The following is an 18,260-nucleotide window of genomic DNA, read 5'->3' on the forward strand; positions in this document are numbered from 1 at the left end:
CCGCCTCATCGCGACAGCACCCGATCCAGCCAACGCAACACCGGCGGCAGCGCCGCGGTGTCCAGGGCTTCGGCGGGCGGCGTCGCCGGTGCCGCCGTTTCGCCCGTGCGGCGCGGCCGCGGCGGCAGGTACTTGTTGGTCGGTTTGTAACCCAGCTCCGGCATCAGGTCGACGCCGCCGCGCGCGGCGACCAGCTTCGACACCTTGGATTCCGGATCGCCGAGATCGCCGAAGTGGCGCGCGCGGGTCGGGCAGGCCTGTACGCAGGCAGGCTGGCGCTCGGACTCTTCGAGCTTCTCGTTGTAGATGCGATCGATGCACAGCGTGCATTTCTTCATCACGCCTTCGACCGGGCTGTACTCGCGTGCGCCGTAGGGGCAGGCCCAGGAGCACAGTTTGCAGCCGATGCATTTGTCCTCGTCGACCAGGACGATGCCGTCCTCGGCGCGTTTGTAGCTGGCGCCGGTCGGGCACACGGTCACGCAGGCCGGGGTTTCGCAATGCAGGCAGGAGCGCGGGAAGTGCAGGGTCATCGCCGGTTGCGGCGCGACCGCCGCGGCCCCGCCGCCGCAACCCGTCGTCGCCGGCTCCGCCGCGATCTCGTAACTGTGCACCCGGTTGAACCAGACCCCGCTGGGGTCCTTGCCGTACGGGCTTTCGTCGGTGAGCGGCGCGGCGAAACCGCCCGCATTCCATTCCTTGCAGCTTACCGCGCAGGCATGGCAACCCACGCAGGTGTCGAGGTCGATCACCAGCCCCATCTTCTTCGTGCTCGGCGGTGGCAGAGCGGTCATCGTTTGCGGCTCGTACTGATCAACCACACGCCCAGGGCGAACATGGCGATGCCGAAACTCACGCTGGGCAGCAGGCCGACCAGCACCGGCGTCAGCGAACCGCGCCCGGCGACGCTGCCGATCGGGTCGAACACGCCCAGGCCGATCAGGATCACCAGCGCGAAGCTCAGTGCGACGCAGCACCAGCCCACCAGCATGCGGAACGATCGTTTCATCGGGACGCCTTGTTGCGGAAAGCCGCGCCGTAGCGCAGCGGTCGATTGTCGGCCTCGCCCAGCTCCAGCGCCGGAAACTGCGGCTGGCTCTGCTCGACCGGCTCGACGCGGCTGATGCGCACGCGCAGGTCGAACCAGGCCGCCTGACCGGTGACCGGGTCGGCGTTGGCGTAGTCGCCGCGCGGGGTGATGTCGGAAATCAGATGGTTGAGCAGGAAGCCCTTGCGGCCTTCCGGCGCGTCCTTGCCCAGGCGCCAGGCGCCCTTGCGCTTGCCGATCGCGTTCCAGGTCCAGACCGTGTCCGGCTGCACGTTGCCGGCGAACTTCGCCTGCACGGTAATGCGGCCGTGGTGCGATTCCACCGCGATCCAGTCCTCGTCGGCGATGCCGTGACGGGCGCCGGTGTCGGGATGCAGGTACAGATAGTTGCGCGCGGTGATCTGGCGCAGCCAGGCGTTCTGCGATCCCCAGGCGTGGTACATGAACATCGGCCGCTGGGTCACCGCGCTGAGCGGGTAGCGGGTGTCGGAATCGGCGACCTGCGCGCCCTCGAAGGGCTCGTACCAGATCGGCAGCGGATCGAAGTAGGTGGCCACGCGCTCGCGGTGCTGCTCCGGCGGCCGGTGTTCGCCGTGGCCCTGCGCCGCGAGCCGGAACTTCTGCAGCGTCTCCGAATACAGCTGCAGCACGATCGGGTCGGCGTGGCCAATGAAGCCCATCTTCTGCGCCCAGTCGAGATAGCCGCGGTTGGCCATCTTGAAATAGCGCGCGTGCTCGGGGATCGGACTGCGCCAGAAACCGCCGTGTTCGATGTAGCGCTCCAGCTGCTGCGGATTGGGCGGGCCCTTGGCTTCGAGTTCGCCATGCTCGCCGCGCCAGCCGGCGAGCAGGCCGACGCCGGGCGCGCGTTCGTGGCGCACGATGTAGTCGGCGTAGTCGCGATAGCGCGGGCTGCCGTCCTCGTGCGCCAGTCCCGGCAGGCCCAGGCGTGCGCCCAGATCGATCAGCACCGACTGGAAGCCGCGCACGTCGCGACCTTCGCGCTGCTCCTTCGAGTCGACCACCGGGTGCCGGATCGCGTCGATCGCGCTCTCGGCGTCGGAGATCGGGCGATCGAGCATGCTGATCGCGTCGAAGCGCTCCAGGTAGGTCGTGTCCGGCAGCACCAGGTCGGCGTAGGCGACCATTTCCGAGGCGTAGGCGTCGGCGTAGATGATGCGCGGGATGCGGTACTCGCCCTGCTGATCCTTGTCGGTGAGCCAGCCGATGGTCTCGGCGGTGTTCATCGACGAGTTCCAGCTCATGTTGGCCATGAACATCATCAGGGTGTCGATCTTGTACGGGTCGCCGGCCCAGGCGTTGCGGATCACGCTGTGCATCATGCCGTGAGCGGACAGCGGGTAGGCCCAGGAGAAAGCGTGGTCGATGCGGCGCGGCCGGCCGTCGGCGTCGACCACCAGGTCCTCGGGCGCGTGCACGAAACCCAGCGGCGCGGCATCGAGCACGCCGTTGGCCTGGCGGTTCTTGCCGGGCCGGTTCGGCGGCGCGATCGGTTTCGGGAACGGCGGCTGATAGCGGAACGAGCCCGGCGTATCCACCGCGCCCAGCAGCAGCTGCAGCAGGTGCAGCGCGCGGCAGGTGTGGAAGCCGTTGCTGTGCGCGCTGATGCCGCGCATAGCGTGCATGCTGACCGGGCGCCCGACCATTTCGGCATGCTCGCGGCCGTACGCGTCGGTCCAGGCGATCGGCAGGGTCAGCGGATGATCGAAGGCGGCCTCGGCCAGCTCGCGCGCGATCCGGCGGATGGTGTCCGCCGGAATGCCGCAGCGTTCGCTGACCGCGTCGGGCGAGTACTGCGGATCGAGGTAGCGCTCGGCGATCAGATGGAACACTGGCACCGCGCGGCGGCCGTCGGGCAGGGTGTATTCGCCGACGACGGCGGGCGAGATGCCGATGGCGTCGGCGCGCTGTGCGCTGCCCTCACCCTGGCCCTCTGCCGCAGACGGGAGAGGGAGCTCTTCCGCGGCATTCGTTTGCTTATGCAGAGAAGATGCTTCGGAAGCCTCCGCTTCGCTGTACAGCAAGGAGGCTTCGGTCGCGCGTGTCGCTATCGGCCGCGTCGCGTCCGCTCCCTCTCCCGTCTGCGGCAGAGGGCCGGGGTGAGGGCCGCGCACCCAGCACAAGGGATGGCCCTCGCTGTCGCGCGCGAACAGACCATCGTCGGCGCCGCCCGGATTGCGGATCACCAGCCAGTGCGCATTGGCGTAGCGCACCAGATAGTCCAGGTCGATCCGGTCGGCCTTGAGCAGTTCGTGGATCAGCGCGAACGCGAACAGGCCGTCGGTGCCGGGGCGGATGCCGATCCACTCGTCGGCGATCGCGCCGTAGCCGCTGCGCACCGGATTGACCGCGACGATCTTGGCCCCGTGCGCCTTCAGCTTGCCCAGGCCGAGCTTGATCGGGTTGGAGTCGTGGTCTTCGGCCACGCCCCACAGCATCAGGTAGCGCGAATGCTCCCAGTCGGGTTCGCCGAATTCCCAGAACGAGCCGCCTAGCGTGTACAAGCCGCCGGCGGCCATGTTGACCGAGCAGAAACCGCCGTGGGCGGCGTAGTTGACCGTGCCGAATTGCTGCGCCCACCAGCCGGTCAGCGCCTGCGACTGGTCGCGGCCGGTGAAGAAGGCCAGCTCGTCGGGATTGCGCTCGCGGATCGGCGCCAGCCAGCCGACGGCGATCGCCAGCGCCTCGTCCCACTCGATTTCCTTGAACTCGCCGCGACCGCGCTCGCCCACGCGCAGCAGCGGCTTGTCCAGCCGCGCCGGCGAGTAGTGCTGCATGATCCCGGCCGAGCCCTTGGCGCAGAGCACGCCCTGGTTGACCGGGTGCTCGGGGTTGCCCTGGATGTAGCGGATCTTGCCGTCGGCCAGCCACACCTTGATGCCGCAGCGGCAGGCGCACATGTAGCAGGTGGTCGTCTTGACCTCGTCGCCCGGCGAGGGCGACAAATCGATCGCTGGCTCCGATGGAGCTGGCTTGGTGGGTGCGGGCCCTCGCATGCGGGCATTGTGCCTAGCCCGGCGGCCGAGGGCGAGCTTGCGCGTCGGCCGGGCTTGTGCGTGGCAGCGACGACGCCCGCTCACCGCACTGCAGCAAATTCGGGCCCGGCGCGGGACCCTGCGCGTCACCGTTATTTGGGTACGTCGACCCGCAGCGCCGGATCGTTGTAGCGCGAGTAGACGATGGTGGTGACCATCGGCTTGCCCTGTATCTGGGTACTGCTCACGATCCGCAGCGGATAGCCGTTGCTGCCGACCCACAGGGTCATCATGCTCGGCTGCGGCTGACTGTGGTCGACGCGGTACTTGCGCGCCGGTGCGCCGCCGACGGCCTCGCTGCCCAGCGCGGTGACGGTCATGGTCTTGGCGTTCTCGGTCAGCCGCGCCGGGTCGCGCCATTGCGACAGGGTGCCCTTGGGCAGGGGCACCTTGGTGCTGCGGCCGCGCAGGTCGAGGTACATGGTGTCGCCGACGATGATCTGCTCGCCCATGCCGGCCATGCGCATGCGGTAGCGGCCGGGCGCGACGTAGTCGACTTGATTGTTCATCGTGTGCGCGCCGGTCGCGGTCATGCTGGCGTGGTAGCTGCGCGCGGCCATGAACTTCTCCATCGACGCGTTCACTTCCTCGCGCGCGCCCGCCCAGGCCGGCAGCGCGGCCAGGCTTGCTGCCAGGCACAGTACGCGGCCCGCGTATCCGATCGTCTTCATGGCTCATCCGCTGGAGGGCCGAGCATCGGCCGATGCCATGCCTAACGCGGGAATCGGCCGCGACCAGCCAGGCGCGCCTCCCGCATCGTCGCGGCCGGCGTCGGATGCCGGCGCAGCACGACTCAGGGCCGGCAGTAGCGCCGCTCGTAGTCGACCGCGCGATCCAGGGCGGCGCGATCGCCGCCGGTCGCCAGCGCGGCGATGTCCTTGCGGTTGTCCGGGCACGGCGAACTGGGTCCGCCGAACAGGCTGCCGATCGCATCGACCACCTTGGCCGCGCTGATCGGCTCGCGCATGGCGACGCCCAAGGTCGCGCCGGCGCCGGCGCCGGGCAGGGTGGGCCTGCGTTTCGCGAACGGATCGGCGCGCTGCGTGTCCAGTCCCGGCGGCGGCCTTTCGCGCAGACCGCCGACCTGTTGCACGTAGACAGCCGTCAGCGGCCGACCCGCCAAGGGCGCTGCCGTGTCGGCGACGACCGTGCTGGCGACGGGTGGCGGCGCGGTGCGCGTCGGCACCCGTCGCAGCATCTGCGACGCGCGCGGCGGATGCTGGCCGGGCGCGGCGACGGTGCTCGTCGCCGCCGGGCGCGGCGGCGGCAGGAACACCAGCAACAGCGGCTCCTCATCGTCCGCCGACGGGGTGGGGGGATCGGAACGCAAGTAGCGGTTCAAGGTCATGACCATCAGCAGATGCGTCACGACCACGACCGCGACCGCCAGCGTCTGCTCGCTCCATCCTGACCTGGTCCGCATGCTCGGCTTCCATTCCGGGGCCGCGCATCTTGTGGCCCAGCCGGTTAAACGGTCGTTAGCCGTTCGGGCGGATAACCGCGTCGTGATCGGCTTCTCGCCCGCGGCAGTGGCGGCTGCGTAGTCGCGGGTGCGATGCTAGGCGTCGGATCACCGCTTCCTTCAGACCCCGCCATGGAACGCATCGAACGCATCCACGCCCTGCACCGCATCCTGACCGCCGCGCGTTATCCGGTGACCGTGCAGCGTTTGCAGGAGGACCTGGAGTGCTCGCGCGCGACGGTCTACCGCGACCTGGCCTACCTGCGCGACTACCTGATGGCACCGGTGGTCGGCAACGGCGAGGCCGGTTTCCGCTACGACAGCAGCGAGGGCGACCGCTTCGAACTGCCCGGCCTGTGGCTGAGCTCGGAGGAACTGCATTCGCTGCTGGCCGCCCAGCAGTTGCTGCTGCGCAGCGGCGGCGGCGTGCTGTCGAACGCGCTGGCGCCTTTGCAGCACCGGATCGAAAAGCTGCTGGACGAACACGCCGGCGGCCGCCGGGTGCCGGTCGAGCGCGTGCGGGTGATCCCGCACCGCACCCGCCGCCTGGACGAAACCGCGTTCCGCGCGGTCGCCACCGCGGTGCTGGACCGCAAGCCGTTGAGCTTTGAATATCGCGCCCGTTCCACCGACGAGCGCACCCGCCGCAACGTCTCGCCGCAACGCCTGACCCACTACCGCGAAAACTGGTACCTGGACGCCTGGGACCACGAGCGCGACGCCCTGCGTAGCTTCTCGGTCGATCGCATCACGGCCGCGCGCATGCTCGAAGGCGAGGCCCGCGACGTGCCCGACGAGGAGCTCGACCGTCACCTCGCCTCCAGCTACGGCATCTTCTCCGGCACGCCCAAGGGCTGGGCCACGATCGTGTTCAGCGCCAAGGCCGCGCGCTGGGTCGCCGACGAACACTGGCATTCGCAGCAGCAGGGCCGCTTCCTGCCCGACGGCCGCTACGAACTCAAGCTGCCCTACAGCGCCGGCCGCGAACTGCTGATGGACGTGATGCACTACGGCAGCGACGCCGAGATCGTCGAGCCGGCGGTGCTGCGCGAGCAGGCCAAGAGCATGCTGTCGCTGGCCCTGGGCAACTACGACCGCTGATGGCCGCGGCCGACGCCCCGCATATCCGCAGCGACGAACCGGTCGCGCTGGTGCTGGGTGCGGGCGGCGCGCGCGGTCTGGCCCAGATCGGCGTGATCGAAGCGCTGCAGGCGCGTTCGCTCAACGTGGTCGCGGTCGCCGGCTCTTCCAGCGGCGCCCTGGTCGGCGGCCTGTATGCGGCCGGCAAGCTGGAGGTCTACCGCGACTGGCTGTACGGCCTCAGCCGCACCGACATGCTGCGCCTGCTCGATCCCGCGCTCGGCCGCGCCTCGCTGTTCCGCGGCGAGCGCCTGATGCACGCCCTGCGCGAACTCGCCGGCGAACCGCGCATCGAACAGCTGCCGATCGCGTTCACCGCGGTCGCGGTCGATCTGATGCGGCAGCGCGAGGTCTGGCTGCGCGAGGGCGACCTCTGGGATGCGGTGCGTGCCTCGATCGCGATCCCCGGCGTGTTCACTCCCTACGAAGTGCACGGGCGCGAACTGGTAGACGGCGGCCTGCTGGCGCCGTTGCCGATCGCCGCGACGCGCCTGTCCGACGCCCATCGCCTGATTGCGGTCGATATGCATGGCTGGCCGCAGCGCCCGCCGGGTGCGCCGGCGCGACGCAACAACGGCACACCGGTGCGAGACGGCCGCGGCCCGGCCGGCGACGCATCGGATGCGGCAGCGGGTGCCGGCGGCGGTGTCGTCGAAGGCGATTCCGATACGCGCGGCGCGGGCCTGCTGCGCTGGTTCGGCGAACGCTGGCGGCGCCAGAACGTCGCCGACGCAGAGGGCGAAAACGAACACGAGCTGGGTTTCAGCGAACTGATGGCGCGTTCGCTCGACACCATGCAGGCGCAGATCGCACGCGTGCATCTGGCCCTGGACCCGCCGGAACTGGTGATCCGCATCCCGCGCGACGCCTGCCAGTTCTACGAATTCTGGCGCGCCCGCGAACTCATCGCCCTGGGCCGCGAAGAAGCCGACAAAGCCCTGGACGCCGCCGGCTACTGATAACCAGCCTTCGCCTTGGGGTAGGAGCGGCGTAAGCCGCGACCCGGAGCTACGGCCGCGATCGGAATCTCAAGGCAGTCGCGAATACGCGGTCGCGGCTTACGCCGCTCCTACCCCAAAGCCCGCTTTTTGTGGGAGCGGCGTGAGCCGCGATTTCCTTCCGCAAGCCGCAGGATTACGGCCATATCGCATGGTCGGCATCGCGGCTTACGCCGCTCCCACAGGGGGCCGAAGCGCGGCTCAGGACAGGTCGCAGCCTTTGAGACGGAGGCGGGCCAAGGTGGATGCGTCGGGTCCTCGGACCCGTTGCCTACCTTCGGAGCCCTCGCCATGCGCCAGTCCGTTGCCCACCCGATCCGCCCCTCCGCCGACCCCGCCATCGACCCGCGCGTCGAAGAGGTCCTGCGTTACGCCGTCGCCATCGGCGCCGCGCTGGTGCTGCTGTTGCCGGCCGCGCGTGCGTCCAGTGCCCAGATCGGCTGGCTGCCGCTGTGGCTGCTGGCGATGCCGCTGACCGCGTGGTGGGCGCTGCACCGCTTCCGGCTGCCGCGCCGCGCGGCCGACGCACTGCCGGCGCCGGTCCGCCGCCGTCGCGCGGGCGCCCAGGCGCGGCGCCGCGTTCGTCCACTGGCGCGCGTCGCGGCTGCGCGCGCGGCCTGAGCAGGCCGAGTCGATCGGTGACGCGGCGCAACCGCCCGCCGCCGACCGCCAACCGCCAACCGCCAACCGCCAACCGCCGTCGCCGTCGCCGTCGCCGTCGCCGTCGCCGTCGCCCAGCGCCTGCGGATAGCGCTTGCGGATAGCGCCATCCAGCATACGAACCCGGTAATTTCCGCCATAACGCGGCCACGCCGCGTCCTCCCCACATGACTTCGGGCACGGCGGCCGCCGCCGGGGCCTGTGCTAGCGTTCGGCCTTTCCCTGTTTTCGCGGAGCGCCGATGTCCACGCTGTCCAAGGCCTGCAAGCCGTTGCTCGTTTCGGTTGGAATGATCTCCGTCGGCTTGGCCGGCCTGGCCGCTCCGGTCGCTGCCGCCCCTGCCGAGGAGGCCGCCAAAGTGACCGATGGGTCCGACCCTTACGCCTGGCTGGAAGACGTGCAAGGCGAGCGCTCGCTCGCCTGGGTGCGCCAGCGCAACGCCCAGTCCGAAGCCGAATTGGCCGCCGGGCCCGAGTTCAAGAAGCTTGAGGCCGACATCCGCGCCATCCTCGACTCCGACGCCAAGATCCCCGGCGTGATGAAGATCGGCGACCACTATTACAACTTCTGGAAGGACGCGAACCACCAGCGCGGCCTGTGGCGCCGCACCAGCCTGGCCGAGTACCGCAAGGACAAGCCGGCCTGGGAAACCGTGATCGACCTCGATGCGCTCAACAAGGCCGAGGGCGAGAACTGGGTCTGGCACGGTGCCGACTGCCTCAAGCCGCAGTATCAGCGCTGCCTGATCGCGCTCTCGCGCGGCGGCGCCGACGCCGACGTGACCCGCGAGTTCGACCTGGAGAGCAAGTCCTGGGTCAAGGACGGTTACTTCCGTCCCGAAGCCAAGGGCGGGCTGCAGTGGATCGACCGCGACAACGTCTATGTCTTCACCGATTTCGGCGAGGGCAGCATGACCTCGTCGGGCTACCCGCGCATCGTCAAGCAGTGGAAGCGCGGCACGCCGCTCGGCGCCGCCACGGTCGTCTACGAAGGCACCGCGGAGGACATGTACATCTCCGCCGGCCACGACCCGACCGAAGGCTTCGAGCGCGATTTCGTCTCGCGCACCATCGCCTTCTACAACAACGAACTGTATCTGCGCGGCGCCGACGGCAAGCTGACCAAGATCGACGCGCCGAACTCGGCCGAAAAGTCCGTGCACCGCGAATGGCTGACCCTGGAGCTGCGCGAGCCTTACACCGCCGGCGGCAAGACCTACAAGCCGGGCAGCCTGATCGTGACCCGCTTCGACGACTTCATGGCCGGCAAGCGCGATTTCACCGCACTGTTCGAGCCGACCGAACGCACCTCGCTGGCCGGCACCACCTGGACCCGCAACAAGCTCGTGCTCAACGTCATGGAAGACGTGAAGTACAAGCTCAGCGTGCTGACCCCGGGCAGCTGGCAGCGCAGCGAGTTCGTCGGCGCTCCCAGCTTCGGCAGCATCGGCGTGTCGGCGGTGGACGACGACGAGAACGACGACGTCTGGCTGACCGCCACCGACTACCTGACCCCGACCACCCTGTCGCTGGCCAAGCTCGGCCAGCAGCCGGAAACGCTCAAGACCATGCCCGTGTTCTTCGACGGGTCCGACAACGTGATCGAGCAGCACTTCGCGACCAGCAAGGACGGCACCAAGGTGCCTTACTTCATGGTCCGCCCGAAGGACCTCAAGCTCGACGGCAGCACCCCGACCCTGCTGTACGGCTACGGCGGCTTCGAGGTCTCGATGACCCCGGGCTATTCCGGCAGCGTCGGCAAGGGCTGGCTGGAGAAGGGCGGGGTGTACGTGGTCGCCAACATCCGCGGCGGCGGCGAGTACGGTCCGCGCTGGCACCAGGCCGCGCTCAAGGCCAACCGCCACAAGGCCTACGAGGACTTCGCCGCGGTCGCGCAGGACCTGGTCGCGCGCAAGGTCACCTCGTCCAGGCACCTGGGCGTGCAGGGCGGCAGCAACGGCGGCCTGCTCACCGGCAACATGCTGACCCAGTACCCGGAGCTGTTCGGCGCGGTGGTCGTGCAGGTGCCGCTGCTGGACATGAAGCGCTACAGCCACCTGCTGGCCGGCGCCTCGTGGATGGCCGAATACGGCGACCCGGACACGGCCGACTGGGACTTCATCAAGACCTTCTCGCCCTACCACCTGTTCGACGCCAAGCGCGACTATCCGCCGACCCTGTTCACCACCTCGACCCGCGACGACCGCGTCCACCCGGGCCACGCGCGCAAGATGATGGCGAAGATGTCCGAGGCCGGTAAGGACGTGCGCTACTACGAAAACATCGAAGGCGGCCACGGCGGTTCGGCCAACAACGCCCAGGCCGCGCATATGAGCGCGCTGGCCTACACCTTCCTCTGGGACAAGCTGTCCAAGTGACGGCGGCGGGCGCCGATGCCCATGCCTCAGCGACCTCGGATTCTTCCTGGGGTTGCTGATCGAAGCCTTCGCGCTGGCCACCTTGGCGGCATGGTCGTCGCGCGCCTTCACCCGGGGCCGGCTCGGGGCCTAGCCCGGGCCAGTCCTGAAGCACTTGAGTCACTGGCCTTCCAGCCATGAATATCCCGGGGCGGCGGACTGAGAGCCTCCGCCATTGCGCTCCCCGCAATCGGACCCATCTATGAAACCGACCTCCATCCTGCTGGCCGCGACGCTCCTGATGACCACGACCCCGCCCGTTTTCGCCGCCGATTCCGCCCTGCCGCCCGATGCGGCCAAGAAGCCGCACGTGGTCAAAGCGCCGCATGGCGGCCAGCGCGACGATGAGTACTACTGGCTGCGCGACGACAAGCGCGAGAACAAGGAGATGCTGGCGTATCTCAACGCCGAGAACGCCTACGCCGATACCCAGATGGCGGCGCTGAAGCCGCTGGAAGACAAGCTTTACAACGAGATCGTCGGCCGCATCAAGCAGGACGACAGCTCGGTGCCGTACCGCGAACGCGGCTACTGGTACTACAGCCGCTTCGAGACCGGCCAGGACTACCCGATCCACGCCCGCCGCAAGGACGCCCCCGGTGTCGATGCCGCGTCGATCCAGAAAGCCAACGCCGAGCGCGATTTCGCCGGCGAGAGCGTGCTGCTCGACGTCAACGCCATGGCCAAGGGCAAGGACTACTACCAGGTCGGCGACTACGCCGTGACCCAGGACAACGCGATCCTGGCCTACGCCGACGACACCAACGGCCGCCGCCAGTACACCGTGCGCTTCAAGAACCTGAGCACCGGCGAAACCTACGCCGACGAGATCAAGGGCGTGTCCGCCAACCTGGTCTGGGCCGACGACAACAAGACCCTGTTCTACGTCGAGAACGATCCCGAGACGCTGCTGAGCAAGCGCGTCAAGAAGCACGTGCTCGGCACTCCGGTCGCCCAGGACCCGGTGGTGTACGAGGAGAAGGACGACAGCTTCTACATGGGCATCGACCGCAGCCGCGACGACAAGTACCTGCTGATCGGCCTCAGCAGCACCGTGTCCGACGAATACCGCTACGCGCCCGCCGCCGACCCGAGCGCGTTCGCCGTGCTGGCGCCGCGCGCGCGCGACGTCGAATACAGCGCCGATCACTTCGGCGGCCGCTGGGTGATCCGCACCAACGCCGACGGCGCCACCAACTTCAAGGTCGTGACCGCGCCGACCGGCTCGACCTCGCGCAAGGACTGGAAGGACTGGATCGCGCACCGCGACGACGTCTACATCGAAGGCGTGGAGCTGTTCGACGGTTATACCGCCGTGGCCGAGCGTTCCGACGCGCTGGAGCGCGTGCGCATCCTCAAGGCCGACGGCCACGAGGAGTACGTCAAGGCCGACGAGCCGGCGTATTCGATGGGCCTGGACGTCAACGCCGAGCCCGACACCCAGTGGCTGCGCTACAGCTACACCTCGCTGACCACCCCGGCGACCGTGTATGAACTCAACGTCCAGACCGGCGAGCGCCGCCTGCTCAAGCGCCAGCCGGTGCTGGGCGGCTTCGACCAGTCGCAGTACGTGACCGAGCGCGTCTGGGTGCCGGCGCGCGACGGCGCCCGGATTCCGGTATCGCTGGTGTACAAGCGCGGCTTCGAGAAGAACGGCAAGGCCGCGCTGCTGCAGTACGGCTACGGCAGCTACGGCGCCTCGATGGACCCGGGTTTCAGCGTCACCAACGTCAGCCTGCTCGACCGCGGCATGGTCTACGCGATCGCGCACATCCGCGGCGGCCAGGAGATGGGCCGCAAGTGGTACGACGACGGCAAGCTGCTCAAGAAGAAGAACACCTTCACCGACTTCATCGACGTCACCGACTACCTGGTCAAGGCCGGCTATGCCGCGCCGGACCGCGTCGCGGCCTACGGCGGCAGCGCCGGCGGCCTGCTGATGGGCGCCATCTCCAACATGGCGCCGGACAAGTACCGGGTGATCCTGTCGCAGGTGCCCTTCGTCGACGTGGTCACCACGATGCTGGACCCGAGCATCCCGCTGACCACCAACGAATACGACGAGTGGGGCAACCCCGAGCAGAAGAAATACTACGACTACATGCTGACGTACTCGCCCTACGACAACCTGTCCAGGCAGGCCTATCCGGCCATGTTCGTCGGCACCGGCCTGTGGGACTCGCAGGTGCAGTATTTCGAACCGGCCAAGTACGTGGCGCGCCTGCGCGACCTGAACACCGGCGCCGGGCCGCTGCTGTTCCGCACCAATATGGAAGCCGGCCACGGCGGCAAGTCCGGCCGTTTCCGCCGCTACCGCGAATCCTCGGAAATGTTCGCCTTCATGCTCGGCCAGCTGGGTCTGGCCGGCGCCGGCGCCGCCGCCAGCGCAACGCACTGACGCATGGCCGATGCGACCGCGGCGTCCGCCGCGGTCGCATACTGCCGCCATGTCGACCCCGCCACCGTCCGACGAGCCCGCACCGGTCCGCCCCAGCCGCTTCCGCTGGGCCTGGTGGCTGCTGGCCTATGCCAGCCTGGGCCTGGGCATCGTCGGCATCGTCGTGCCCGGGCTGCCGACCGTCCCGTTCGTGCTGCTGTCGGCGTTCGCCGCGGCCCGCGGCTCGCAACGGCTGCACGCCTGGTTGCTCGCCCACCGTCAGTTCGGCCCGATGATCCACGACTGGCAGGCGCACGGCGCGGTCAGCCGCCGGGCCAAAAGGCTGGCGATCGGCATGATGTCGGTCTGCGCCGTGATCATGTTCCTGACCGCCCCGAAATGGTGGATGGCCGCCACCGGCACCGGCTTCATGACCGTGGTCGCAATCTGGCTCTGGGCGCGACCTGAACCGCCGCCGCGCTGAGCTTCGTTCGGCCACGCCCGCGGGCTACACTGCGGCCATGAATGCACGCACCGTCCTGACTCTGATCGCGCTGTCGCTGGCCGTCTCGGCCTGCGGCAACAAGGGCCCCCTGGTCCTGCCCACCAAGCCGGTCCCGGTGGCCGCGCCGAACCAGCCCGCGGGCGAAGTCCCGGTGCAGATGGCGCCGGAGGCGACCCCGCCGTCGCTGCCGCAGAAGCCGGCCACGCCGCCGGCCGCCGACGACGGCACCGGCACCGAGACGCCGCCGCCCGAACCGACCCCGCCGGCCGACGGCGGCCGATGAGCCCTAACGCGGAGCGACCGATGCAGCGTTTCAGCAAGATGCACGGCGCCGGCAACGACTTCGTCGTGCTCGACCTGCGCGGCGGTCTGACGCCGCCCGACGCCGCGCGTTGTCGCCTGTTCGCCGACCGCCACTTCGGCGCCGGCTGCGACCAGATCCTGACCGTGGAAGACCCGCGCGAGCCCGGTTCGATCGCCAGCTACCGGATCTGGAATTCCGACGGCACCTCCTCGCAGCAGTGCGGCAACGGCGCGCGCTGCATCGCCGCCTGGCTGGTGCGCGAAGGCGCGGCCGGCGAGGGCGCCGCCGTCGGCGGCAGTTTCGCCCTCGACAGCCCGCTCGACACCCACCAGGTCGAGCGCCTGTCCGACGAGGTCTATCGCATCGGCATGGGCGAGCCGCGCTTCGATCCCGACGCGATCCCGCTGCACGGCTTTCCCGGCGCGCGCGACCAGTATGTGCTCGACATCCACGACACCGTGATCGGCTTCGGCGCGGTCTCGATGGGCAATCCGCACGCGGTGATCGAAGTCGACGACGTCGACGCCGCGCCGGTGGACAGCATCGCCTCGTTGCTGCAGTCGCACGAGGCGTTTCCGGAGTCGGTCAACGTGGGTTTCGCCCAGGTCGAATCGCGCGACCGCATCCGCCTGCGGGTGTACGAGCGCGGCGCCGGCGAAACCCTGGCCTGCGGCAGCGGCGCCTGCGCCGCGGCGGCGGTGCTGATGCGGCGCGGCCGCATCGACCGCGAGGTCGCCGTGGCCCTGCCCGGCGGCGAGCTGCGTATCGTCTGGCCGTCCGACGACGCTCCGCTGTCGATGTCGGGACCGGCCGCTTTCGTCTACGAAGGGGAATGGGCGCAATGAACGAAACCCTGGACAAGCTGGGCGCGCACGAAGTCGCCGCATGGCTGCGTCGCCACCCGCGTTTCCTGCAGCAGTTCCCGGACCTGGCCCTGAGCTTGGTGGTGCCGCGCGAGGAAGGCTCGGCCGCATCGCTGGCGAGCTATCAGCTGGAAGTGCTGCGCGACAAGAACCGCGAACTCTCGCGCCGCCTGCAGGAACTGTTCGGCAACGCCCAGGAGAACGAGCGCCTGTCGGTGCGCACGCACCAACTGACGCTGGCGCTGATGCGCCAGAACAGCGCCGCCGACACCCTGCGCGCGATGGCCGCGACCCTGGCCGAGGATTTCAACGGCGACCGCGTGCGCTTGGTGATGTTCCAGCCGGTCGACGGCCTGGATGGCGCCGAATGGCTGCAGACCATCGCCGCCGACGACGCGCGCCTGCAGCCGTTCCGCGATTGCCTGGCCGACGGCGAACCGCTGTGCGGCCGCCTGCAGCCGGAGAAGCACGCGCTGCTGTACGGCGCCCAGGCCGACGAGGTCCAGTCGACCGCACTGCTGCCGCTGCCTGGCGTCGGCATGGTCGCGGTCGGCAGCCGCGATCCCAACCGCTTCTTCCCGGGCATGGGCACGCTGTTCCTGCGCATGATGGGCGAGTCGCTGGCGGCGGCGTTGAAGCGCTTCGAGGGCTGAACCCGGCCGCGGCACCCGTCGCTGCCACCCCAAAGCCGTCTATCCCATGTAGGAGCGACGTAAGTCGCGGCCGCGAATCCGCGCCGCTGCGCGCGGGCTGCGCCCTCGACATCGCCCCTCCATGCTCGCAAGATGCGCTGGATTCCGGCGTTTTTTCGCAACCTTGGAGTCCACGCCGCCGTGTCCGTCGGACCGATCGAAGATTTCCTGGCCCATCTGCAGGTCGAGCGGCGCATGTCCGCGCATACGCTCGACGCCTACCGCCGCGATCTGCTCGCGCTGGCCGATTGGGCGCAGGTGCAGGGCATCGAGCTGTTGGCCCTGCACACCGAACAACTGCGCGGCTTCATCGCCGCCGAGCACCGGCGCGGGCTCACTCCGAAAAGCCTGCAGCGCCGTCTCTCGGCCTGCCGCAGCTTCTACGGCTGGCTGCTCAAGCAGGGCCGTATCGACACCAACCCCGCCACCGCGATCCGCGCGCCCAAGGCGCCGCGCAAACTGCCACAGGTGCTCGATCCCGACGAGGCCAAGGCGCTGGTCGAAGTGCCGACCGACGTGCCGCTGGGCCTGCGCGACCGCGCCTTGCTGGAGTTGTTCTATTCCTCCGGCCTGCGCTTGAGCGAACTGTGCGGCCTGCGCTGGCGCGATCTCGATCTGTCCGACGGCCTGGTCAGCGTGCTCGGCAAGGGCAACAAGCAGCGCAGCGTGCCTTTGGGTTCGCACGCGCGCGCGGCCTTGGGCGAATGGCGCGCGTCGACCGGCGCGGGCAACGACGCGCCGGTGTTTCCGGGCCGCGGCGGCACGCCGATCACACCGCGCGCGGTGCAGCTGCGTTTGCGTCAGCTGGCCCAGCGCCAAGGCCTGTTCAAGCGCGTGCACCCGCACTTGCTGCGGCATTCCTTCGCCAGCCACATCCTGGAGTCTTCCGGCGATCTGCGCGGTGTGCAGGAACTGCTGGGTCACGCCGATATCGCCACCACTCAGATCTACACGCATCTGGACTTCCAGCACCTGGCCAAGGTCTATGACGCCGCGCATCCGCGTGCGAAGCGCAAGCCCGCCAAGAGCGACGCGTAAACGCGGACGCGGTTGCGTCGGAGTTGTTGTCGAAGTTCGTGCGATCGCTACCGATCCGTTGGTTGCTGGACGATCGCGCTCGCCGAAACCACTGCTTAATTCGACCGCCTCCTAGGCTGGCCAAGCGAAGGTTTCTGTTGCGACGCAACCAAACCGTGCCGTATTGCTGCAGTGCGCATCCGAGCAGCATGAGTGGTTCGGCTCGCCGACTAGCGCTCGGGGTCGTCGCCACGGGCGTTTCGTTCGACACTCGAAATCGATGGCGCGACCGCGCATAGGCGAGCGAAAGCCAATCCCAGCAAGCGTGTAGACCTGCAGTCGCGCAGCGAATCGTCTGCCTTACGCGAACGCATGGTTGGGAAAAACGACGCCCGGAAATCCGCTTGACGCTCTTCAAAAACGAAACCTATACTCGGTGTGGAGTGCAGGTGAAGGAACTCACCGTCGTTTGCAACTCCAGGCGACCCGGTCGCCATACAACTTAAGTATCAGCACCCGTGATTCAGGATCGGAGGGCGTGTGTTGAAAGAAGAAGCCTGGTCCGGCTTTCAACGGGACCCGTTGGGGTTCCTGGACCGGGAGCTGTCTGGCGCAGGCGATATCGTCCAGACCGGGCGCAATGAATATTGCGTCGGAAATCCTGCCGATGCGCGCTCCGTGCTCGGCAACGCCGACGGCAGCTACGCCGAACACTCCGATTTCTTCCACACCCGCTACGGCTATTTCGAGCCGAGATCCGCGCAACTGAAAATGCGCCGCGAGGCGCGCAGCCTGCTGCGGGATTTCCTGCAGGCGCGCGCACCCGACGAACTGCGCGACTTCCTGCGCGAACAGCTGGCGCCGGTAAGCCAATGGCCGGACACCGGCAACCGACTGACCTACCGATACCTGTTGCCGGTGCTGCTCGCGCCGGACCGTTCGCCGTCCCTGCGCCGCCTGCTGGATGAGATCGTCGAGCGTTCGGTGCTCGCCAATGCGCGCGCGCGCCAGCCGCGATGGCGGCGGATGCTGCTGCAATTCAACACCACGCTGCGCCTGTCGCGTGCGATCGGCGACTGTCAGCGCGATCCGCGCACGCCGCCGAGGGACATCCTCGACATCGTCGCCCATTCCGCCGGGCCGGATCGCCGGCAGGACGAGCTGTCCGAAGTCTTTTTGTCCTTCCTGTTCGCCATTTCCGGCTCGGTGGGCTTCGTGCTGGCCTGGTCGCTGTATCTGTGGGGAACGCACCCGCGCCGCGACACGCCGGTCGAGTGGATCGTGCAGGAAGCGCTGCGCCTGTGGCCCGTCGCCTGGCAACTCGGGCGCCGCCCGACCCAGGCGCACGAACTGTCGGGCGTGAAGCTCGAGGCCTCCGACGAAGTCGTGGTCTGTCCCTACATGGTCCAGCGCAACGCCGCGCACTGGTCGGATCCGGCGCAGTTCCAGCCGGAGCGCTGGGCGGATCCTCGGGCCTGGCGCAATCCGGCGTTCATTCCTTTCGGCCATGGCGCGCATCGCTGCGTGGCGGCCGACCTGGCGACGCAGTTGGTCGGCGACATGCTGCGCACGGTTCTCGAACTGGGCGAAGTCGGCATCGTCGCGCAGGGCGATCGTCCCACGGTGGCCGCGGCGATGGCGCCGCCGCCCTTCACCCTGACCCTGCGAAACAGGGCTTGAAGACAGGTAATTCCGATCGACCAAATTCGCGACGGCCGCGAC

The 18,260-nt window shown here is 68.8% G+C and carries 16 protein-coding genes; 11 read left to right on the forward strand and 5 right to left on the reverse strand.

Going from position 1 to position 18,260, the window contains the following annotated elements:
* Positions 1–5: 5 nt before the first annotated feature.
* The 5 genes from ASD78_RS01795 to ASD78_RS21335 all read right to left on the reverse strand — a co-directional run bounded on the left by ASD78_RS01795 (position 6) and on the right by ASD78_RS21335 (position 5,527).
* Positions 6–794, reverse strand: coding sequence for a 4Fe-4S dicluster domain-containing protein (locus ASD78_RS01795; protein WP_056097944.1), 789 nt, complete (start codon positions 792–794; stop codon positions 6–8).
* On the reverse strand, positions 791–1,009 hold the full coding sequence (locus ASD78_RS01800; protein ID WP_156087530.1) for a hypothetical protein: 219 nt from the start codon (positions 1,007–1,009) through the stop codon (positions 791–793). Before ASD78_RS01800 ends, ASD78_RS01795 begins: the two co-directional genes overlap by 4 nt.
* Positions 1,006–4,014 carry a molybdopterin oxidoreductase family protein gene (locus ASD78_RS01805; protein WP_162250111.1) on the reverse strand — a complete coding sequence of 1,003 codons (3,009 nt, stop codon included), beginning with the start codon at positions 4,012–4,014 and terminating at the stop codon, positions 1,006–1,008. The genes ASD78_RS01800 and ASD78_RS01805 overlap by 4 nt, the downstream gene beginning before the upstream one ends.
* Before the next feature lie 182 nt (positions 4,015–4,196).
* Positions 4,197–4,775: a hypothetical protein gene (locus ASD78_RS21330; RefSeq protein ID WP_056097950.1), complete on the reverse strand. Its 579-nt coding sequence runs from the start codon at positions 4,773–4,775 to the stop codon at positions 4,197–4,199.
* Positions 4,776–4,897: 122 nt separating this feature from the next.
* Entirely contained in the window at positions 4,898–5,527 is a 630-nt protein-coding gene (locus ASD78_RS21335) for a hypothetical protein (protein WP_056097952.1), read from the reverse strand.
* A 171-nt stretch (positions 5,528–5,698) separates the two neighbouring features.
* On the opposite strand from ASD78_RS21335, the gene ASD78_RS01820 reads away from it, so the two are divergent.
* The 11 genes from ASD78_RS01820 (at position 5,699) to ASD78_RS01870 (ending at position 18,218) form a co-directional block, all read left to right on the forward strand.
* A complete protein-coding gene (locus ASD78_RS01820) occupies positions 5,699–6,667 on the forward strand; it encodes a YafY family protein (RefSeq protein WP_055908161.1) in 969 nt (322 codons plus the stop codon).
* Positions 6,667–7,665 (forward strand): patatin-like phospholipase family protein, encoded by a 999-nt coding sequence (locus ASD78_RS01825; RefSeq protein WP_055908165.1) that lies wholly within the window; start codon positions 6,667–6,669, stop codon positions 7,663–7,665. Before ASD78_RS01820 ends, ASD78_RS01825 begins: the two co-directional genes overlap by 1 nt.
* 330 nt (positions 7,666–7,995) lie before the next feature.
* On the forward strand, positions 7,996–8,325 hold the full coding sequence (locus ASD78_RS01830) for a hypothetical protein (RefSeq protein ID WP_056097954.1): 330 nt from the start codon (positions 7,996–7,998) through the stop codon (positions 8,323–8,325).
* A 280-nt stretch (positions 8,326–8,605) separates the two neighbouring features.
* Entirely contained in the window at positions 8,606–10,741 is a 2,136-nt protein-coding gene (locus tag ASD78_RS01835) for a prolyl oligopeptidase family serine peptidase (protein ID WP_056097957.1), read from the forward strand.
* Positions 10,742–10,982: 241 nt separating this feature from the next.
* Complete coding sequence (locus ASD78_RS01840; RefSeq protein WP_056097959.1) at positions 10,983–13,178, forward strand: S9 family peptidase; 2,196 nt, start codon at positions 10,983–10,985, stop codon at positions 13,176–13,178.
* Positions 13,179–13,227: 49 nt separating this feature from the next.
* On the forward strand, positions 13,228–13,641 hold the full coding sequence (locus ASD78_RS01845) for a YbaN family protein (RefSeq protein ID WP_056097961.1): 414 nt from the start codon (positions 13,228–13,230) through the stop codon (positions 13,639–13,641).
* Positions 13,642–13,678: 37 nt separating this feature from the next.
* Positions 13,679–13,945, forward strand: coding sequence for a lipoprotein (locus ASD78_RS01850; RefSeq protein WP_056097963.1), 267 nt, complete (start codon positions 13,679–13,681; stop codon positions 13,943–13,945).
* Positions 13,942–14,811 (forward strand): diaminopimelate epimerase, encoded by an 870-nt coding sequence (gene dapF, locus ASD78_RS01855; protein ID WP_056097966.1) that lies wholly within the window; start codon positions 13,942–13,944, stop codon positions 14,809–14,811. The genes ASD78_RS01850 and dapF overlap by 4 nt, the downstream gene beginning before the upstream one ends.
* Positions 14,808–15,482 carry a DUF484 family protein gene (locus ASD78_RS01860; RefSeq protein ID WP_056097967.1) on the forward strand — a complete coding sequence of 225 codons (675 nt, stop codon included), beginning with the start codon at positions 14,808–14,810 and terminating at the stop codon, positions 15,480–15,482. Before dapF ends, ASD78_RS01860 begins: the two co-directional genes overlap by 4 nt.
* 180 nt (positions 15,483–15,662) lie before the next feature.
* The gene (xerC, locus tag ASD78_RS01865; protein WP_304438472.1) at positions 15,663–16,559 is read left to right on the forward strand and encodes a tyrosine recombinase XerC; all 897 of its coding nucleotides are present in this window, start codon (positions 15,663–15,665) and stop codon (positions 16,557–16,559) included.
* 657 nt (positions 16,560–17,216) lie between these two features.
* Entirely contained in the window at positions 17,217–18,218 is a 1,002-nt protein-coding gene (locus ASD78_RS01870) for a cytochrome P450 (protein ID WP_056097971.1), read from the forward strand.
* The last annotated feature ends 42 nt before the right edge of the window (positions 18,219–18,260 follow it).

It is taken from the genome of Lysobacter sp. Root667 (genome assembly GCF_001427715.1).
Classification (GTDB): domain Bacteria; phylum Pseudomonadota; class Gammaproteobacteria; order Xanthomonadales; family Xanthomonadaceae; genus Lysobacter.